This window comes from Hymenobacter coalescens, assembly GCF_054783195.1.
In genome coordinates, this window is record NZ_BAAGRA010000007.1 from 57741 (window position 1) to 76265 (window position 18525).

General features: G+C 63.4%; 15 protein-coding genes and 1 pseudogene. 9 read left to right on the plus strand and 7 right to left on the minus strand.

Annotated elements, in window-relative coordinates:
* Positions 1–51: 51 nt before the first annotated feature.
* Positions 52–1122 (minus strand): hypothetical protein, encoded by a 1071-nt coding sequence (locus ACYVKQ_RS05830; protein WP_460576585.1) that lies wholly within the window; start codon positions 1120–1122, stop codon positions 52–54.
* Positions 1123–1277: 155 nt separating this feature from the next.
* Here ACYVKQ_RS05830 and ACYVKQ_RS05835 point away from each other — a divergent pair, with 155 nt between their 5' ends.
* Positions 1278–2051 carry a hypothetical protein gene (locus tag ACYVKQ_RS05835; RefSeq protein ID WP_460576587.1) on the plus strand — a complete coding sequence of 258 codons (774 nt, stop codon included), beginning with the start codon at positions 1278–1280 and terminating at the stop codon, positions 2049–2051.
* A gap of 68 nt (positions 2052–2119) precedes the next feature.
* On the opposite strand, the gene ACYVKQ_RS05840 is transcribed toward ACYVKQ_RS05835, so the two are convergent.
* Entirely contained in the window at positions 2120–3508 is a 1389-nt protein-coding gene (locus ACYVKQ_RS05840) for a lactate utilization protein B (protein WP_460576589.1), read from the minus strand.
* A 44-nt stretch (positions 3509–3552) separates the two neighbouring features.
* Between ACYVKQ_RS05840 and ACYVKQ_RS05845 the strand changes: the two genes are divergently transcribed.
* On the plus strand, positions 3553–3948 hold the full coding sequence (locus tag ACYVKQ_RS05845; RefSeq protein ID WP_460576591.1) for a hypothetical protein: 396 nt from the start codon (positions 3553–3555) through the stop codon (positions 3946–3948).
* On the opposite strand, the gene ACYVKQ_RS05850 is transcribed toward ACYVKQ_RS05845, so the two are convergent.
* From ACYVKQ_RS05850 to ispF, 3 genes are all read right to left on the minus strand, one after another.
* Positions 3945–5633, minus strand: a complete 1689-nt coding sequence (locus ACYVKQ_RS05850; RefSeq protein ID WP_460576593.1) for a M28 family peptidase — start codon at positions 5631–5633, stop codon at positions 3945–3947. The genes ACYVKQ_RS05845 and ACYVKQ_RS05850 overlap by 4 nt on opposite strands.
* 94 nt (positions 5634–5727) lie before the next feature.
* Complete coding sequence (locus ACYVKQ_RS05855; protein WP_460576595.1) at positions 5728–7428, minus strand: M28 family peptidase; 1701 nt, start codon at positions 7426–7428, stop codon at positions 5728–5730.
* A gap of 106 nt (positions 7429–7534) precedes the next feature.
* Positions 7535–8014 (minus strand): 2-C-methyl-D-erythritol 2,4-cyclodiphosphate synthase, encoded by a 480-nt coding sequence (gene ispF / locus ACYVKQ_RS05860; protein ID WP_460576597.1) that lies wholly within the window; start codon positions 8012–8014, stop codon positions 7535–7537.
* A gap of 244 nt (positions 8015–8258) precedes the next feature.
* Here ispF and ACYVKQ_RS05865 point away from each other — a divergent pair, with 244 nt between their 5' ends.
* From ACYVKQ_RS05865 to ACYVKQ_RS05885, 5 genes are all read left to right on the plus strand, one after another.
* Positions 8259–8873, plus strand: coding sequence for a TetR/AcrR family transcriptional regulator (locus tag ACYVKQ_RS05865; protein WP_460576598.1), 615 nt, complete (start codon positions 8259–8261; stop codon positions 8871–8873).
* A 34-nt stretch (positions 8874–8907) separates the two neighbouring features.
* Entirely contained in the window at positions 8908–10455 is a 1548-nt protein-coding gene (locus ACYVKQ_RS05870; RefSeq protein WP_460576602.1) for a TolC family protein, read from the plus strand.
* Positions 10456–10506: 51 nt separating this feature from the next.
* On the plus strand, positions 10507–11688 hold the full coding sequence (locus ACYVKQ_RS05875; protein WP_460576604.1) for an efflux RND transporter periplasmic adaptor subunit: 1182 nt from the start codon (positions 10507–10509) through the stop codon (positions 11686–11688).
* 114 nt (positions 11689–11802) lie between these two features.
* Positions 11803–15237 (plus strand): efflux RND transporter permease subunit, encoded by a 3435-nt coding sequence (locus ACYVKQ_RS05880; protein ID WP_460576606.1) that lies wholly within the window; start codon positions 11803–11805, stop codon positions 15235–15237.
* Positions 15238–15449: 212 nt separating this feature from the next.
* A complete protein-coding gene (locus ACYVKQ_RS05885) occupies positions 15450–15725 on the plus strand; it encodes an acyl carrier protein (protein WP_460576608.1) in 276 nt (91 codons plus the stop codon).
* Positions 15726–16253: 528 nt separating this feature from the next.
* On the opposite strand, the pseudogene ACYVKQ_RS05890 reads toward ACYVKQ_RS05885, so the two are convergent.
* Together ACYVKQ_RS05890 and ACYVKQ_RS05895 are read right to left on the minus strand one after the other, a co-directional pair.
* Positions 16254–16355 (minus strand): annotated as a pseudogene (locus tag ACYVKQ_RS05890) (YkvA family protein); the annotation flags it as partial.
* Positions 16356–16777: 422 nt separating this feature from the next.
* Complete coding sequence (locus ACYVKQ_RS05895; RefSeq protein WP_460576610.1) at positions 16778–17386, minus strand: C40 family peptidase; 609 nt, start codon at positions 17384–17386, stop codon at positions 16778–16780.
* 306 nt (positions 17387–17692) lie between these two features.
* Here ACYVKQ_RS05895 and ACYVKQ_RS05900 point away from each other — a divergent pair, with 306 nt between their 5' ends.
* The gene (locus ACYVKQ_RS05900; RefSeq protein ID WP_460576614.1) at positions 17693–18091 is read left to right on the plus strand and encodes a hypothetical protein; all 399 of its coding nucleotides are present in this window, start codon (positions 17693–17695) and stop codon (positions 18089–18091) included.
* A gap of 134 nt (positions 18092–18225) precedes the next feature.
* Positions 18226–18483 (plus strand): hypothetical protein, encoded by a 258-nt coding sequence (locus ACYVKQ_RS05905; protein ID WP_460576618.1) that lies wholly within the window; start codon positions 18226–18228, stop codon positions 18481–18483.
* Positions 18484–18525 lie beyond the last annotated feature (42 nt).

Genomic DNA, 18525 nt, shown 5'->3' on the forward strand with positions numbered 1-18525 from the left:
CGGCCCCTCCGTTGCCCATGAAGCGGGCAGCAGGAGGGGCCGCCGCGGGCCTCAGCCTTCCTGGAGGGCCTTGACTTCGGGGGCCACAACAAGCTTCGCCATAAACTCCAGGGCCTCGCGGTAGCGGCTGCGCAGCTCCTGATACTGCTGCCAAGCGGCGGCGTGGTCGGGGTGGATGGCCAGCCCGGCGGCGGCCAGCTGCGCGCAGGCGTGCTCGAACGCGTGGCGGGTCTCGTCGGCGGACTGGGTGGCGTCGGTCAAGGTGTTCACCAGATCGGTGGGGCGGCTGCGGGCCCGGGTATCGAAGAAGCGGTACACCCGGTTCAGGGCAATGCAGCCGGCCTTGAAGCTGAGTTCCAGCTGGGGGCTGCGGGGTTGCTGCACCGCGCTGATGATGAGGGCAGCGGCGTCGAGGATGATGCCGGCGGCCGTTACCCAGGAGCGGCCCGGCTGCGGCGAGCGGAAAAACGACAGGATGGGCAGGGACGTGTGGCTTTCCTCGATTTCCACGAACCATTCCTCCCAGCGCAGCCATTGGTCCTCGTCGTCGAGCAGGCTGCCGCTGCGGTTCAGCCACGCCACCAGCGCCGGGGCCGAGCTGGGCGCGCCGGCCCGCAGCTCCAGCCGGGCCACCACCAGCTCCCGCCGCGAGAACGACTGGTAGATGGTCGGCAGGTAGGAAATCAGCAGGGTGAGCAGCAACAGACCCAGTCCCGCCTCGGAGTACGACAGGGCCGTGGCCGCCACGCCGTGGGTGGGCTCTTCCGAACCGAGCGTGAGCAGGGAGCTGTTGCTGATGCGGTAGCAGCGAAACCAGTTGCCTTCGTCGAGGGCCCAGAACATGCCCGTGTAGGCCCCCGAAATCAGCGTCAGCCAGAAGATGGGTAGCGCCACCAGCGAAACCGGCGCGTAGAGCGCCAACACCCGGTCGCGGCGGGCGTAGGTGGCGCCCCGCGTGGCCAGGGCCTCAAAGAGGTAACGCATGCCGCGAAACAGCCAGTTGTTGATGAGCACCGACTCGTTGCGGGGCAGTACAAACGACCGAATGGCGGCCGACAGCGTCAGGACCACCAGCGCCATACCTGCCACCAGGACGATACCGCGTAAAAATAACTCCCACATAATCAGAAAACAGACGAAGCCGCGTAGCTGAGCTTACAACGTTCTACGGCGTGGTCGGCACACTGTTGGGACGTTGCGGCGCAACCCCGAAGATGTGATGGGCCGCGCGCGTCAGCCGCTTAGCTTTGCCCCGGTACGCGTTACGCTACTTTCTGATGATCAGTCTACTGACCTCCGTGCTGCCGCTGCGGCAGCTTCTTATGGGCGGGGCCCTGCTGGCGCTGGCCAGCTGCTCCACCAGCCGCGTGTCGATGCAGGTGCCGGCAGCCCTTTCCGCGGCGCAGCCGCTGCCCGTGACCGGCAAGCAAGGCTTCCGGCCCAGCTACCAGTTCGGCGAGTTTGCCACCGCCCAGGTCAAGAAGGGCTGGTTCGGCACCTCGTCGTGGACCTGGGGCAACACCGGCCGCTGGCTACCGGCCCCGGTGTGGTTTGATCAGACCCGCGCCAGGCAGAAAAGCTCGTTCGTCATGCAGCCGGTGGGCGGCACGGCCTGGCAGGCGCAGTGCGCCTTCTATTCGCACAGCGACGACCTGCGCCTAGCGCCTGGCCCCAACAGCAGCATCGGGGTGACGTTGTTCAGCGAGGAGCTGTACAGCATCGTCATCCAGGCCCCGGACCAGCCCACCTGGCACTTGGTGCTCGAAAGCAAAAACCAGCTTGGCGACCGGCCGCAGTTTGCCCGTGGCACGCTTGCCAGCGGCGACTCGGTGCTGCAGGTGCGCCCCATCGCGCAGCTGCTGCGCCGCGACGGGAAGCCCATGACCTTGCCCTTCGGTGTGCCCATCGGCTACGAGTTCGTGCGCGCCAACGGCTCGGTGGTAGCCGCGGTGGAACTGATGGGCCGCGGCCGGGTGTGGGTGCAGCCCACGCTGACGCCGGCGCTGAAAGGCCCGGTGGCCACCGCCGTCACGGCCATGCTGATGCACTAGGCCGCGAACTAAGCCCCGCTAGGCCGGTATGAAAAAGGCCGGAACTGCTTCCGGCCTTTTTCGAGGGGTTACTTTTTCGGGCGCTCCTTCCACTGCTGCCGAAACGACTTCGGCGCCAGCTGCATGGCCTCGCGGCGTTTGCTCCAGCCTACTTGGCCCAGCAGGCGGTCGAGCACCCAGTTCTTGGCCGCGGTGGGCGCCACGCCCCAGGTCCAGCGGTGCTTCATGCCGTACAGCCACAGCTTAATGCCGCGGGCTTCGTCCCGGTCGTTCAAGTGCTCCTTGACGGCCTGCTGCCGGTTGAGCAGCAGGATGTTGTGAATGGGAATGCGCACGGGGCACACCGAGGAGCAAGCCCCGCACAGCGAGGAGGCGTAGCTCAGGTGCTTGTTGTCTTCGAAGCCCGCCAGGTGCGGCGTGATGACCGAGCCGATGGGTCCCGAATACGTGGCCTCGTAGGTGTGGCCGCCAATGTTCTTGTACACCGGGCACACGTTCAGGCAGGCGCCGCAGCGGATGCATTGCAACGCCTCGCGCTTGTCGGGCTGGGCCAGCAGGTTGGTGCGCCCGTTGTCCAGCAGCACCACGTACATCTCGTCGGGGCCGTCTTTTTCCAGCGGCTGGCGCGGGCCCAGGTACACCGTGTTGTACACCGTGAGCTGCTGACCGGTGCCGCTGGTGCTGAGCAGGGGCCAGAACAAATCCAGGTCCTGCAGGGTCGGAATGAGCTTCTCGATGCCTACCACCGCAATGTGCGTGCGCGGAAAAGTGGCCGAGAGACGGGCGTTGCCCTCGTTTTCGGTCACGGCCACCCCGCCCACGTCGGCCACCAGGAAGTTGCCCCCGGTGATGCCGATTTCGGCCGAGGTGTACTTGCCGCGCAGCAGCTTGCGGGCCGTATACACCAGCTTCTGCGCGTCGTCGGTGGGCTCGATCTTGAGGTGCTTGACGAAGATGTCGGCAATGTCCTTCTTGGAGAGGTGCATGGCCGGCGTCACGATGTGGTAGGGCCGCTCGCCGTTGAGCTGCACGATGTACTCGCCCAGGGCCGTTTCCACCGACTCTACCCCGTTCTGCTCCAGGAAGTGGTTGAGGTGGATTTCCTCGGTGGTCATGCTCTTGGCCTTCACCACGGTGCGGGCCCGCTTGCGCGCCACAATCTTGCCGATTTCCACCAGGGCTTCCTTGGCGTCCTGCGCCCAGATAACCTTGCCACCGCGCCGGGTGAAGTTTTCCTCCCATTGCAGCAGGTACTGGTCGAGGTTGTTGACGATCTGCGCCTTGCGGTAAGCCGCGCGGGAGCGGGCCAGCTCATGGTCGCGGTACCAGCCCAGGCCCGTCTGCACGGCGGCGTTGTACTTGCCGATGTTGAAGCGAATCTTGCGCCGGTGCTCCAGATCGAAGGCTTTCGAGTCGGAGTCGGTCAGAAACTGCGCAGCTTTACCAGAAGAAATCATAGGGTCAATTACCTGAAAACGAATCCGCCCTGGCGGATGTACCTATGGCGCTACCTCGCATACCCCAGCCGCTGCCCGCCGAAGGCTTTGCCGTCCCGGTGGATCGAATTGACCGCCGGTCTGTGCTGCTGGGGTTTTTGCCGGTGCACTCCCACAACAGCTTAAGCCTGCGGCTGGTGCTCTACCCGGCTCACTTTGCCATCAAGGTAATCCAGACCAGCCAATACGAATATACTGCCTTACTGCAAGCCGGGTACCGGCCCGAAGGTTTCCTGCGCCGCGCCAAAGTCGAGCTGCACTTATCCGGCGACGAGCGGTACTACCTGACCTTGCCTTCGCCGGCCGCCGAACGCGACCTGCTGCAGTTCTTTCAGGGCATTGGCATCCCGCTTACGGCCGCCGCCGCGCAAGTGCTCGATGGGATGGGCCCGGCGGCTTAGGGCTTGTTCGAGTCGACCACGGGCCGTTGTTCGCGGTTGGCCAGCTCCCAGGCCGTGTAGAACACGAGCCGGGCGCGGTCAGCGAGCTTATCGAACTCAATCTTCTCCACGTCGTCGGTGGCCTTGTGGTAGTCGGCGTGCAGGCCGCTGGTGTAGAAGATGACTGGGATGCCGTGGCGGGCGAAGTTGTAGTGGTCGGAGCGGTAGTAGAGTTTCTCGGCGTCGTTGGGGTCGTTGTAGAAGTAGTCGAGCTGCAGCTGCGCATAGCGGGCGTTGGCGGCTTCGCTCAGCGCGTGCAGCTCGGAGCTGAGCTTGTCCGAGCCGATCAGGTAGAGGTAGCGGTCGGCGGGCTTGTGGCGCGGGTCGGTACGGCCGATCATGTCGATGTTCAGGTCAGCCACCGTCTGGGCGAGCGGCACGGCAGGGTGACCGGTGTAGAAATCGGAGCCGAGCAGGCCGCGCTCCTCGCCGGCGTTGAGCAGAAACAGGATGCTGCGCCGCGGCCCGCGGCCCGCGGCTTTGGCCTGGCTGAACGCCTGCGCCAGCTCCAGCACCGCCGAGGTGCCCGAGCCGTCGTCGTCGGCCCCGTTGTAGATGGTGTCGTTCTGAATCCCGACGTGGTCGTAGTGGGCCGAGATGACCAGTACCTCGTCCTTCTTGTCGGTGCCCTCCAGGTAGCCCAGCACGTTTTCGGAGGCCAGCTCGGTGCGCTGCTGCGGCACCCGCACGGTGAACGGCTTGGGCGTGAACGGTGCCTGCGGGGGCTGCCGGGCCTGGTAGCTGCCGATGACGTACTGGCCCAGCGCATCGGGCGTGGTGCCGAGCAAGGCCGCGCCCAGGTCCAGCGACGTCAGGAAGCTGGCCAGGCCGGCGGGCGGCGCGTCGGTGAGCATGAAGCCGGTGACGGGCTGCCGGACCGGGGCGGTCAGCTCGTAGCTGGGCTCGGTGAGGGCCGCGCCCATGCTTTCGGCCATGGGGGCAAAGGAAGCGCGCGGCGCGAAGGTGAGCATCAGGATGCTGCGGGCGCCCTTGTCGCGGGCCCAGGCGGCCTTGCGGAAGGCCGTGCTCCACTCCGATTCCTGCTTGGAGCCGGAGAGCAGGAAGTGCCCGCGCCCGTCCGTCGGCTCGCCCTGCAGTACGATGACGTCCTTGCCCTGCACGTCGAGGCCCGCGTAGTCGTTGTACTGCTCGGTTTCGATGCCGAAGCCCGCGAAAACCGGCTCAGCCTTGGTGTCGGTGCGGAAAGGGGAGGGGCCGAAGCCCACGAAGTCGCGGCCGGCCTCAAAAGTCTGACTGGTGCCGGTGAGGCGCAGCCGGCCCGGCCCGTCCGGGGCAAAGCGCACCACACCGAAAGGCTGCCGGTAGGCCGATACGCCGCCCGCCGCCGGGCTGGTGAGGCCCAGCGCGGCCAGCTGCCGGGTCAGGTACTCAGCCGCCATTTTCTGGCCTTTTTCGCCGGTGGCGCGGCCTTCGTAGGCATCCGAAGCCAGCACGGAAAGGTGCTGGCGCAGGTCGGCCGCGGTGATGGTGGCGGCGTAGGGAGTGGCGTGGTCCGCCGCTGCCAGGGCCGCCGGGTCCGCGTGGCGCTTGGTCTTCACTTTGACCTTGGCCTGGGCCTGGGCCGCCGGGCTGCTGCCGAGAATGGCAGCGGCCAGCGCCAGCCCGGGGAGTAGAGTTTTTAGCATCAGCATACATGGGTAAATGGCTGCCTGGCCGACGGGCCGATGGTTCAAAGCAGAACCATCGGCCCGTCGGCCAGGCAGCCATTCAGCACCTCCGTTACGGTTTGTTGGAGTCCACCACGATGCGCTGCTCGCGGTTGGCCAGCTCCCAGGCGGCGTAGTACACCAGCCGGGCGCGCTTCTCCATTTTTGGAAACTCAATCTTATCTACCTCGTCCTTGGGGCCGTGGTAATCGGCGTGCACGCCGTTGAAGAAGAAAGCCACCGGGACCTTGTGCTTGGCGAAGTTGTAGTGGTCGGAGCGGTAGTAGAAGCGGTTCGGGTCGCCGGGGTCGTTGAAGCGGAAGTCCAGGTCGAGACCGGTGTACTGCTCGTTCACGTTCAGTACGATGCGGTGCAGCTCGGAGCTGAGCTTGTCCGAGCCGATGACGTACACGTAGTCGGGCTGGCCTTCGTGCTCCTTGTCGGTGCGGCCCACCATGTCGATGTTCAGGTCGGCCACGGTGCGCTCCAGCGGGAAGATGGGGTGGTCGGTGTAGTACTCCGAGCCGAGCAGTCCTTTTTCCTCGCCGGTCACCGTCAGGAATAGGATGCTGCGGCGCGGGCCGTGGCCGGCGCGCTTGGCCTGCACAAACGCCTCGGCCATTTCCAGCACCGACACCGTGCCCGAGCCGTCGTCGTCGGCCCCGTTGTGCACTTCCCCGTCGATGACGCCGATGTGGTCGTAGTGGGCGGATACCACCAGCACTTCATCTTTCTTGTCGGTGCCCTCCAGGTAGCCCAGCACGTTTTCCGTGGTGAAGGAACTGCGCTGCTGCGGGGCCTGCAGCGTAAAGCTAGCGGGCTTGAAAGTGGCCTTGGTGGGCTTGCCGGCCTTGTTGGCCGCCGCCGCGTAGCTGCGCCAGCCAGCGGCCGTGGTACCCAGCAGCTGGTAGCCCAGCTCCGGCGAAACGTAGAACGACACCAGCTTGCCCTGCAGCTTGTCGGCAAAGGCAATGCTCGGCCGGCTGTAGCGCGCGGCCTGGGTGCTCATGCCGCTGCGGAAGCTGGCTGCGTCGTGGTCCACGAAAAACACGCTGCGGGCGCCTTTTTCCAGCGCCACGGCGGCCTTGCTGCGGAAGTTGCTGCCCCACTTGGTGGGCTGCCCATCGGCCGACAGCAGGGGCTTGCCCGCCGCGTCGCTGGGCTCCCCGGCCATGATGATCAGGTCCTTGCCCTTCACGTCGAGGCCCGCGTAATCGTCCCAGCGGCCGGCTTCCGAAATACCGTAGCCCACGAACACGGGCCGCATGGTGGTGGCCGCGTCGAAGGGCGACGTGCCGATGGCGTAGAAATCCGTCAGCCACTTGTAAGATTTGCTGCCCACGCGCAGGCTGATCTTTTCCGGAGCCCAGGAGCTGCGCACCATCGTGAAGTGCTGCAGGTAGGGGTTGTCGGAGTTTGGCACCGGGCCCACCAGGTCCAGCTCCTTGAAGCGGTTGGCAAGGTAGTCGGCCGCCATTTTCTGGCCCTTCTCGCCGGTTTCGCGGCCCTCGTACGCGTCGGAGGCCAGCACCGAGAGGTGCTGGCGCAGGTCGGCCTGGGTGATGCTTTCGGCGTAGGTGCGGGCGTTGTCCAGGGGCAGTGGGGCCTGGCGCGTGGGCTGCTCGGCGGCGGGGGCCGGCGCGGCGGGCGCTTCGGTCTTGTCCTTGTTTTTGCGCTTAACCTTGACTTTCTGCTTGCCAGGGCCGTCCTGGGCCAGGGCCGGCCCGGCCAACAGGGCCGCGGCCAGCAGCACGGGCATGAATTTATACGACATACAAAGCGGGCACCGCAGCGGCGGTGCGGGTTGGGTTTGGTGAGGAAATGGCTAGGGGCCGCGGCAAAGACGGGCTCAAGCCCCAAGGGTTGCGGTCAGTACGTGTTTACGGTTTCACGATGAGCACCGACGCGTACGCCGCCACGCCCTCGCGCCGGCCCACGAAGCCCAGCTTCTCGGTGGTGGTGGCCTTGATGCTCACGTCGTCGGGCTCGATGCCCATCACGGCGGCCAGCACGCGCTGCATTTCCGGAATGTACGGGTTTACCTTGGGCGCCTCCAGGCAAATGGTCGAGTCGATGTTGCCGATCTGGTAGCCGCGTTCGTGAAGCAGGCGCGCCACTTCGCTCAGCAGCCGCTTGCTGTCGATGCCCTTGTATTGCGGGTCGGTGTCGGGGAAGTGGAAGCCGATGTCGCGCAGGTTGGCCGCGCCCAGCAGCGCGTCGCAGATGACGTGGATGAGCACGTCGGCGTCGGAGTGGCCGAGGGCGCCGTGGGTGTGGTCGAGCTGAATGCCACCGAGCCAGAAGGGGAGGCCGGGCTGCAGCTGGTGAACGTCGTAGCCGAAGCCGGTACGGATGCGCATGAGCGGGGAGAGGTAGTGAAAGAATGAAACGGGGAGGCGCAAGGTACAAGGTAGCGCCGAGCCCCGTGGGGCCACGGGCGGGGTGATAAAAATTCCGCGCGGCCGGTAAAGTATCCGGGCGGCCGCTGCGTCTGTGCGCGTAAAGCGGCTTTGGGAACCTTGTACCACATGATTATGTCAGCAAAAAAACTACTGGAAACTTTGGGTTCATCAAAAGTTTCCGCTGTACCTTTGTGGCGTGAGTATGGAAATCAAGGACCGGATACTGCAGACAGCCGTCGAGCTGTTCATGCGCAACGGCATCCGCAGCGTTTCGATGGATGACATTGCCGCCCAGCTCGGCATGTCGAAAAAGACCCTCTACAAGTGGTTCGATAACAAAGACCAGATCGTGCTGGCCACCCTGCAGCAACACCTGGTCAAGGAAGAATCGGACTGTGAAATGGTGTTTGCCAGCGGGACCAACGCGCTGGAAGAAAGCTACAACCTGATGCAGTGGCACAAGACGATGCTCGCCAACGTGCACCCGAGCATCTTCCACGAACTGCAGAAGTATTACCCCGAAGCATGGGCACTGTTTGAGCAGCACAAGAACACGTTCATTCTTAACAAGATAACCGAGAACCTGCGCCGCGGCATTGACGAGGGCCTGTTCCGCGCCGACCTCGACGTGGACGTGCTGGCCCGGCTGCGGCTGGCCGAAATCGAACTCATGTTCGACGGCCGCATCTTCCCGCCCCGGCAGTTTGAACTGCACCGCCTGCACACGGCCACCGTCGAGCACTTTCTCTTTGGCATCTGCACCCTGAAGGGGCACCGCCTGATCAACCAGTACCGTCAGGTGACGGAAGCTGAATAATCCACCCCCGCTCTCAATACCCAATCTTTTCGCTATGACTAAAGCGTTTCGCCTATTGCTGCTCGTGGCAGCCTTGGGCTTTCTGGGTCTGCACGAGCTGCTGGCTCAAACGCCCTCTACCGGGCAGCCCGTGGCTACCAGCACGCCCATGCCGCTGAGCCTGCAGCAGGCCATCGACTACGCCCTGCAAAACAAATCGAGCCTGCAGGCCACCCGCATCAACGAGCGCGTGGCGCAGGCCCGCGTCGGCGAAATCCGCTCCGCCGGCCTGCCCCAGGTCAACGTAGCGGCCTCCGTGACCGACAACTACAAGCTGCAGAAGTCGCTGGTCGACTTCAGCAGCGTGGCCGGCGGCCAGGGCGTGCTCAGCGGTACTACCCTCACGCAGGACCAGATCAACCGTGCCCAGCAGGGCGAAACGGTGACGCTGTCGCCCACCTACACGCCGCTGCCCGCCACCGGCCCGACGCCGATTGCCTTCGGCCTGCGCTGGCAGGGCAATACCTCCGCCCAGGCCTCGCAGATGCTGTTCAACGGCTCCTACCTGCTGGGCCTCAAGGCCGCCAAGGTCTACGAGGCGCTGTCGGTCAAGCAAACCCAGCAAAGCGAAATTGAAGTTGCCGAGCAAGTGTCGAAAGCCTACTACAGCACGCTGGTGGCCCGCGAGCAGCTGCAGCTGCTGGCCCGCAACGTGCAGCGCCTCGACACGCTGCTCTACCAGACCCAGCAGACCTTTAAGGAAGGCTTCGTGGAAAAGCTCGACGTCGACCGCCTGCAGGTGCAGGTCAACAACCTTAAGATCGAACAGCAGAACGCCCAGCGCCTGGTGGAGCTGAGCGTGGCCCTGCTCAAGTTTCAGATGGGCCTCGACCAGCGCCAGCCCGTGGAGCTGACCGACCGCCTCGACGGGGCCGTGCTCGACGCGGAAGCCGAGCGCACCCGCCTCGCCAGCGAAGCCGGCCAAGAGTTTGACTACAGCCGCCGCATCGAGTATTCGGTGCTGGAAACCCAGCGCGACCTGGCCAAGCTCGACGTGCGCAACCGCCGCGCCGGCTACCTGCCCACCCTGAACGCGGTGGCTTCCTACGGTTTCATCGGCTCCGACCCCCGGCTGCGCGGCCTGATGCAGTTCCGGGGCCCCAGCTCCCGTTCCGAGGCCGGCTTCATCAACCAGAACTGGTTTGGCTTCGGCAACGTGGGCCTGCAGCTGAGCATCCCCGTGTTCGACGGCTTCCGCAAGAAGTACAGCATCGACCAGGGCAAGCTGGCGCTGGAGCAGGTGGAGCGCGGCTTCACCACCCTGCAGCAGGGCATCGACCTGGAGCGCGCCCAAACGCAGACCACCCTGCAAAACGGCCTGGACGTGCTGGCCAACCAGAAGGCCAACCTCGAGCTGGCGACCAACGTGGCCCGCGTCGCCAAGATCAAGTTCCAGGAGGGCGTTGGCTCGAACCTGGAGGTGATTACGGCCGAAACGGACCTGCGCCAGGCCCAGACCAATTACTACTCGGCCCTCTACGACGTGCTCGTCGCCAAAGTCGATTTCAACAAAGCTTCGGGGGCCCTCACCCCGGCCAAATAAGGCGGTTAGCCTGTACTCCTTATGACCAAGCTACCCTCCGCTCCCCGCACCATGAACCGTTTTGCTGAGCCCCGCTCGCTGTTTTTCGCTACCCGTACCATGAAATCGACGACTTCGGCTGCCCTGCTGGCGCTGGCGCTGCTGGCCAGCTGCGGCGGCGAGAAAGACCCCCAAGCCGAGCTGGCCAAGCTCAAGCAGGAACAAGCCACCAACGCCGCCAAGATTGCCGAGTTGGAAGCCAAAGCCGGGCCGGCCACTGCCACGGAGGTCGCCGCTGCGCCCGTATCGGTTATCAGCGTGCAGCCTGAAAGCTTCACCAGCTACCTGGAAGTGCAGGGCCGCGCCGAATTTGACGAAAACGCCAACGTGTCGCCCCGCGTGCCGGGCGTGCTCACCAGCATCCGCGTGCAGCGCGGCGACCGGGTAAGCAAAGGTCAGGTGATTGCCACGCAGGACGCGGCCGTGCTCGAATCCGGTATTGCCGAGCTGCGCACCCGCCTCGACCTGGCCCGCACCGTGTACGAAAAGCAGGACCGCCTCTGGAAACAGCAGATCGGCACCGAAATCCAGTACCTGCAAGCCAAGAACAACTACGAAGCCCTGCAGCGCAGCCTGGCCACGCAGCAGCAGCAGCGCGCCATGTACAACGTGGTGGCCCCGTTCAGCGGCACCGTCGATGAGGTGCCGGCCAAGGTGGGCGAGATGGGCAACCCCGGTGTGCCGGTGGTGCGCCTGCTGAGCGGCTCGGGCGGTAAGCTGATTGCCGACATCTCGGAAAACTACGCCAGCAACATCAAGGCCGGCGACAAGGCCCTGGTGGATATTCCGGACTTGGGGGCTACCAATCTGCCCTCGACGGTGCGCACCGTAAGCCGCATCATCAACCCGGCCAGCCGTACCTTCTCGGTGGAGCTGCGCCTGAGTGGCTCCCAGGCCCAGCAGCTGCGCCCCAACATGGTGGCGACCGTGCGCATCCAGAACTACAACAAAAACAGCACGACGGTACTCCCGGTTGACCTGATTCAGAAAGACGAAGAGAACAGCTACGTGTTTGTGGTAGAGGACAAAGGCGGCAAGAAGATTGCCGCCAAGCGCGTGGTACAGATCGGCGCCACCTACAACGGGCGCACGGAAATCACCAGCGGCCTGAACACGAACGACCAGGTGATATCCGCGGGTTATCAGAACCTCAACGAGGGCCAGACGGTGGCTCTTGCCGGCAAGGCCGGGTAAGCAGGCGCTTAGCGCAAGGTCCGGCCCGGTGCCGGAAAAGCTGCGGACTTTGGCCCGCGGCGGCTATTGCCCTGCGCGGCCCGAAACGTCTCTCATCCTAGCTTCCGACCTCCCATGCAGGATATCGAAAAAGAGTTTGGACCCACCAGTTGGTCCATTAATAACAAGACCAGCATTTACATCATCACGCTCCTGTTGTGCGTGGCGGGTATCTTCTCCTACATCAAGCTGGGCAAGGAGAAATTCCCGGATATCGTCATTCCGCGCATCATCGTGGCCACGGTGTACCCCGGCACCTCGCCCACGGACATCGAAAACCTGGTGACGCGCCAGCTGGAGAAGGAAATCAAGTCGGTGAACGGGGTGAAGAAAATCAACTCCACCTCCAACCAGGACTACTGCATCGTGGACGTGGAGTTCAACTCCGGCGTGGACGTGCAGTACGCCAAGCAGCTCATCAAGGACGCCGTCGACAAGGCCGGCAACGAGCTGCCCAACGACCTGCCCACCCCGCCCACCGTGCAGGAGGTGAACCTCTCGGAGCTGCCCATCATGCAGATCAACCTGGCCGGCAACCTGCCGGCCAGCCAGCTCAAGAAACTCGCCGACGACTTCCAGGATAAGATCGAGGCCCTGCCCGAAATTACCCGCGTCGACATCATCGGCGCCCTGGAGCAGCAGGTGAACGTGGACGTGGACCTCTACAAGCTGCGCGCCGCGCGTCTGGGCTTCACGGACATCGAAGGGGCCATTGCCCGCGAGAACATCACCATCTCGGGCGGCTCGGTGGACGTGGGCGACCAGAAGCGTGCCGTACGCGTGGCCGGTCAGTACGTTAACGCCGCCGACATTGCCAACATCCAGGTGAAGAACCTGAGCGGCCAGGCTATTCGCCTCGGCGACATTGCCACCGTAGAGGACGCTTTCAAGGACCGCGAATCCTACGCCCGCCTCGACGGCAAGCCCTCGATTACGCTCAACGTGATTAAGCGCCAGGGCGAAAACCTCATCGACGCCTCCGATAAGATCAAGGCGCTGGTGGAAGATTCGAAAAAGGGGCAATCCAGCGACCTGCGCATCACCATCACCGGCGACACGTCGAACGACACCCGCGTGACGCTGCACGACCTGATCAACACCATCATCATCGGCTTCATCCTGGTAACGGTGATTCTGATGTTCTTCATGGGCACCACCAACGCCCTGTTCGTGGGTTTGTCGGTGCCGCTGTCCATGTTCCTGGCCTTCCTGGTGCTGCCCATGTTCGGCTTCGCCCTGAACATGATTGTGCTCTTCGCCTTCCTGCTGGCGCTGGGCATCGTGGTCGATGACGCCATCGTGGTTATCGAAAATACCCACCGCCTGTTGCACGAGCACCCGAACCTGACTACCGCGCAAGCCGCCAAGTTTGCCGCCGGTGAGGTATTTGTGCCGGTACTGGCCGGTACACTGACCACCGTGGCCCCCTTCGTGCCGCTGATGTTCTGGCCGGGCATCGTGGGTAGTTTCATGTTCTACCTGCCCGTCACGTTGATCCTGACCCTGATGTCCTCGCTCATCGTGGCCTTCATCATGAACCCGGTGTTTGCCGTGTCGTTCATGGAGCGCGAAGACCACCACGCCGAGGACGCCCGCAAGCCCAAGCTGACCAAAGGCTTCCTCATCGGATTGGGCGTGATGCTGCTGGTGGCCCTGCTGGGGTACGCGTTCGGCTCGCCCTTCGTCGGCAACCTGTTCCTGTTCCTGATCATCTTCGCCCTGCTCGACAAGTTCGTGTTCGTGCACATGATTGCTTGGTTCCAGACCAAGGCCCTGCCGCGCTTCATGGATGGTTACGCCAACCTGGTGCGCTGGGCCATTGGGCATCCGGCTCTGGTGATGCTCGGCGTGGTGGTGCTTTTCATCGGTTCGTTCGTGGCCGTGGGCATGCGCAGCCCCAAGGTGGATTTCTTCCCCAAGGGCGACCCGAAATTCGTGTACACCTACCTGAAAATGCCGGTGGGCACCCGGGTAGAAGTCACCGACTCGGTGGCCCGCATCCTGGAGCGCCGCATCTACGGCGTCATCGGCCGCAGCAACCCCGACGTGGAATCGGTCATCACCAACGTGGCCATTGGGGCCGGCGACCCGGGCGAAGCCACGGCGACGGGCGTGTCGCAGTCGCACCTGGCCAAGGTGGCCGTGGCCTTTAAGGAAATGAGCGAGCGGGAAGGCCCGAGCACCCGCACCTACATGGACAAAATCCGCGAGGTGGTGAAAGGCATTCCGGGCACCGAGATTTCGGTGGACCAGGAATCGAGCGGCCCGCCCACGGGCAAGGAAATTGCCATCGAGGTAGCCGGCGACGACTACCCGAAGCTGGCCGCGCTGTCGAAGGACGTTATCCGCTACGTCAACTCGAAAAACATCGGCGGCATCGAGCAGCTGCGCTCCAACCTGGAAGACCGCAACCCCGAAATTGCCGTCAACATCGACCGTACCCGCGCCAACCGCGAGGGCATCAGCACGGCGCAGATCGGCATGGAAGTGCGTACGGCCATTTACGGCTACGAGGCGAGCAAATTCAAGACGCCCGACGACGAGTACCCCATTCAGGTGCGCTACGCCAAGCCCTACCGCGAAGACGTGGACGCCATTCTGAACTCGCCGCTGACCTTCCGCGACGCCACTGGCCAGATGCGCCAGGTGCCGATTTCGTCGGTAGCCGATGTGAAGTACAGCACCACCTACGGCGGCATCAAGCGCAAGGACGTGAAGCGCGTCATCACCATCTCTTCGAACGTGCTGTCGGGCTTCACCGGCCCCGACGTGGTGCGCAACATCGAGACGGCGCTGAAAGCCTACCCCACGCCGCCCGGCTATACCATTAAGATGGGTGGCGCGCAGGAAGACCAGAAGGAAACCTCCGATTTCCTGCCGGTAGCCGGCCTCGGTGCCCTGGCCCTGATCTTCCTGATCCTGGTAGTGCAGTTCAATTCGTTCAGCAAGCCGGTCATCATCCTTTCCGAGGTGCTGTTCTCCATTGCCGGCGTGTTCTGGGGCCTGGCCATCACGGGCATGAACATCAGCATCGTGATGACGGGGGTGGGCATCATCGCCCTGGCCGGTATCGTGGTGAAAAACGGGATTCTGCTGGTTGAATTCACCGATATCCTCCGTTCCCAGGGCATGCCCCTGCGGGAGGCCATCGTGCTGGCCGGCCGCACCCGCCTGAACCCGGTTATCCTGACGGCCACGGCCGCTACGCTGGGCCTGATTCCGCTGGCCATCGGCCTGAACGTGGACTTCTACGAGATGTTCAACTCGTTCAGCCCCAATTTCTTCATCGGCGGTGAGTCGGTGGTGTTCTGGGGCCCGCTGGCCTGGACCATCATTTTCGGTCTGGTTTTCGCCACGGTCATCACGCTGGTGGTGGTGCCGGTGATGTACCTGCTCAGCGAAACCCTGAAGGGCAAGGTCACCGGCAAAGACCCCGATGCGGGCGTACAGCCGGTAGCCGACGAAGAGGAAATAGAAGCCGCCCGGCCGCCCATTCTCGCCGAATATTAAGCCCCGCCACACAAGCTCCGGACGGATGCGGCGTTACTGATCGGTGACGCCGCATCCGCCGCGCGGGCCCAAGGACGCCAACCGGGCGGCTTTGCGATATGCCATGCAACCTTTTTCGCCCGGGGCGACTCCGACCTACGGCCACCGGCCGTGCGTCGGGGTTCACCGGGCAATCTTTCTCTCTTTTACCGTTCACCGTCGTTTCAACAGCCATGTTAACCCGAACGACTACTACCCCAGGCAGCACCAACATCGAACAGCAAGTGCTCCGCATCATCAGCAAGCGCAAGGCTATTAAGCCCACCCGCCTGCGTGTTTCCAGCAACCTGAGCCGCGAATTGGGCTTCGATACCGTCGACGTCGTGGATATTATCCTAGAGCTTGAGCGTCGCTTTCACATCACCATTCCCGACGAGGTGCCGCTGAACACCGTGCGCGACTTCGTGCGCTACGTGGCCTCGCATCTGGGGGGCTCCAAAGCGCGCTAATTCCGGCCAGCGACAGCCGCCTCAACTGAAAAACGCCAACGGCCCGCTTCTCTCCACGGAGAGAAGCGGGCCGTTGTGCTGTCGAGCCATTATTAAATGGCTGGAGGGCTAGCGAACATTGCCGCCCGTGTCGCCGCCGCGGCCGTCGCTCAGGCGCGGGTCGCGGCTGCCGGAAATGCTGGCGCCCGTGACGTTGGGGTTCGGTTTGATGTCGATTTCGGGGTGGTGGGCTGGGGCGTCTGATTGGTTAGCCGGATCGGGGCTGGAGCCGCCGGGCAGGTCCGTCAGGCCCGCTTTCTTCGCCGACTCGCCCGATTCCACGAACGGACCACTCGTTACGCTATGCTCAGCCTTCTCCACCGGCGAATCGGTGGTGGTGGGCATCAGTTGCCGCGTTACGGGGCCTTTCTTGGCCGATTCCGCAGACGGCTTGAAGGGCATGCTGGCCACAACGATGTTTTGCGGTCGGGTCTTTTCCCAGTCCGCGAACTTGTCCATCTCCGTTTTGAGCGTGCTCGTGAACCACGCCATCAGCGCCACATCATCAAGCAGGCCCACCACCGGAATAAAGTCGGGAACGAGGTCAATCGGGCTGAGGAAGTAGATAAGCACGGCCACGGCGGCCAGCACCGTGGGCGTCGGAATGCCGGTGTACTCGCCCGACGCCGCGAACTTCACGAGGCGGAACAGCGTCTGCATGCTTTCCCAGGCCTCGTGCGCCAGGTGTCCAATATCCTTTTTGTCGCTGGCCTTCTGGTAGGCTTCGTTCAGGAGCTGCTTGATGCGCAGCGGCTGCCGCAGATAGCCTTCTGCCTTGTGCAGAAAGCCCTTAAACAAGGGCGACGACGCAATACGCTCGCCGTCGGGTTTGGAAGTAGCCATGGGTATGTATGGGAAGAGAGAAACACACGGAAAACGCCAACCAGGGAGCGGCCGGCAACTGCCGTGCTATACTGTTTCGCGCCAAAATAGTTATCAAACGCAATATTTGGCCCCAAACAAAAAGCCCCGGCCGGAAGGGCAGGGGCTTGGCAGAAGCTGTTGAGAGAAGCTTACTCGCTGAGGACGCGGCCGGCCGCGTAGAAATTCCGGTGGTAGTAAGGCTGCTCCAGCGAGCTGACCATCACGCCGCCGTTGGTGGCCGAGTGGGCAAACTTGCCGTCCTTCAGGTAAATGCCCACGTGGTAGATGGGCTGGCCCGGGCCGCGGCGGAAAAACACCAGGTCGCCGGTCTTCATCTCGTCCTTGGCAACGCGCTTGGCGTTGGAAAACATGGAGCGGGAGCTGTGCACAAGGCTGATGCCGTACACTTCCTTAAACACGCGGGTGACGAAGCCGGAGCAGTCGGTGCCGCTCTTGCTGTTCGAGCCGAAGCGGTAAGGCGTCCCGATCCATTCGGAAATGGTGCGCAGCAGGGAAGCGTCTTCGTTGTAGTCGGCGCGGATGCCGAGGGTCTGGGAGTAGAAACCGACATTCAGCGAATCGCGGAAGGGGTTACTGCCCGGGTCATTGCCCTCGCTGGCGAGGGAGAAAAGCGAAGCTTCGGCAAGGGCCGGCGAGCCGGCTGGCAGTGCCGCCTGCCCTTCGGCAGGAGCGTAGTCAAAGAAAAAAGAAAGAGCCAGTGAAACAGCGGCGAGGCAATACAAAAGGGTGTTCTTCATTGTCCGTCGTGTGGGTGTTGGTTCCGCTCCCGAGCGGCGGCCTGGTGAGACCGGGTGGCGTACTTTTCTTCTCTAAGTGAGGCGGTTGGAGAAGGTTAAAAAGAGATTCTGTGCAATCGGTTTGGAAAGATTCTATCCGGGCCGATAGGGTAAAGCTAGCCGCCAACTATTCCCGGTCCAAGCTTTTAGCCGAAAAATGGCGGATTTTCCTGTTTTTATTCTAAAACTTGCTCGAAAAGTATTGCTGAGCTTGCCAACCTTTGCCAGCACGGTTCGTATCCTGTTGTCTTTCAATTAGCTCGTACGGTGGAGCTTCCCCGCATTGTCGAACACTCGCCCTGGGCGCGCATCGCCCGCTGGAAACTGCGGCAGCCGAACGTGGCCATGGTACTGGGCCGCACCATTCACCTGAGCGGCGTTACGCGGGAGCAATTTCTGCGGGAACCGTCGTGGGTGGCGCACGAGATGTGCCACATCCGGCAGGTGCAGGAACGCGGCTTGCTGCGCTTTTTGTGGCAGTACCTGGTGGAGTCGGCGCGGGTCGGCTACTTCGCCAACCGCTTCGAAGTGGAAGCCCGCGAAGCCGGTGCCCGGGACGCTGCCGCTTACGCCGCTATGCTGGGCGTGCCGCCGCTGGCTGGTGCCGGCCGGGGCAGCGCCGGGCATACTTCGGCCGGGCACGACCGGCCTGATGTGGTAGGGTAGAGCCGCTTCAGGAAACCGGCGTAGTTCTGAGGAATAGACCGTTGGGTGTAACCTGCGCGCCGGGTTTTACGAATAGTTGATCCGACAGCCGGTGCAAAGCCGGCGTATGGTCGAACCCTCATACCCCGTATATCATGGCTACTCCAAACACTCCCGACTTCAAAGGCACCGCTACCAACGCTTCGCAAGGCCAGCAGCAGCCGCAGGAATCTTCCATCCAAGGTAAAGCCAGCAACCTGCTGGGCGGCCTGAACGGTCAGCTGAAAAACTTCGGCGACTCGGCCGCGGGCCAGCTAGGCAAGCTGAGCACCACCCAGAAAGTGGTGGGCGGCCTTGCCCTGGCCGCTGGCATCAGCTGGCTGAGCAAAGCCATGAACAAGCGCAACGCCTAAACCGGCAAGCTCTACCGACGGCAACGGCGGTCTGAAAAACGC

Bases quoted from the DNA above. Each gene is read 5' to 3' on its own strand.
- ACYVKQ_RS05885 (WP_460576608.1), top strand. From the start codon at position 15,450: ATGTTAACCCGAACGACTACTACCCCAGGCAGCACCAACATCGAACAG.
- ACYVKQ_RS05840 (WP_460576589.1), bottom strand. From the start codon at position 3,508: ATGATTTCTTCTGGTAAAGCTGCGCAGTTTCTGACCGACTCCGACTCG.
- ACYVKQ_RS05850 (WP_460576593.1), bottom strand. From the start codon at position 5,633: ATGCTAAAAACTCTACTCCCCGGGCTGGCGCTGGCCGCTGCCATTCTC.
- ACYVKQ_RS05835 (WP_460576587.1), top strand. From the start codon at position 1,278: ATGATCAGTCTACTGACCTCCGTGCTGCCGCTGCGGCAGCTTCTTATG.
- ACYVKQ_RS05880 (WP_460576606.1), top strand. From the start codon at position 11,803: ATGCAGGATATCGAAAAAGAGTTTGGACCCACCAGTTGGTCCATTAAT.
- ACYVKQ_RS05905 (WP_460576618.1), top strand. From the start codon at position 18,226: ATGGCTACTCCAAACACTCCCGACTTCAAAGGCACCGCTACCAACGCT.
- ACYVKQ_RS05855 (WP_460576595.1), bottom strand. From the start codon at position 7,428: ATGTCGTATAAATTCATGCCCGTGCTGCTGGCCGCGGCCCTGTTGGCC.
- ACYVKQ_RS05865 (WP_460576598.1), top strand. From the start codon at position 8,259: ATGGAAATCAAGGACCGGATACTGCAGACAGCCGTCGAGCTGTTCATG.
- ispF (WP_460576597.1), bottom strand. From the start codon at position 8,014: ATGCGCATCCGTACCGGCTTCGGCTACGACGTTCACCAGCTGCAGCCC.
- ACYVKQ_RS05830 (WP_460576585.1), bottom strand. From the start codon at position 1,122: ATGTGGGAGTTATTTTTACGCGGTATCGTCCTGGTGGCAGGTATGGCG.
- ACYVKQ_RS05845 (WP_460576591.1), top strand. From the start codon at position 3,553: ATGGCGCTACCTCGCATACCCCAGCCGCTGCCCGCCGAAGGCTTTGCC.
- ACYVKQ_RS05895 (WP_460576610.1), bottom strand. From the start codon at position 17,386: ATGAAGAACACCCTTTTGTATTGCCTCGCCGCTGTTTCACTGGCTCTT.
- ACYVKQ_RS05875 (WP_460576604.1), top strand. From the start codon at position 10,507: ATGAACCGTTTTGCTGAGCCCCGCTCGCTGTTTTTCGCTACCCGTACC.
- ACYVKQ_RS05870 (WP_460576602.1), top strand. From the start codon at position 8,908: ATGACTAAAGCGTTTCGCCTATTGCTGCTCGTGGCAGCCTTGGGCTTT.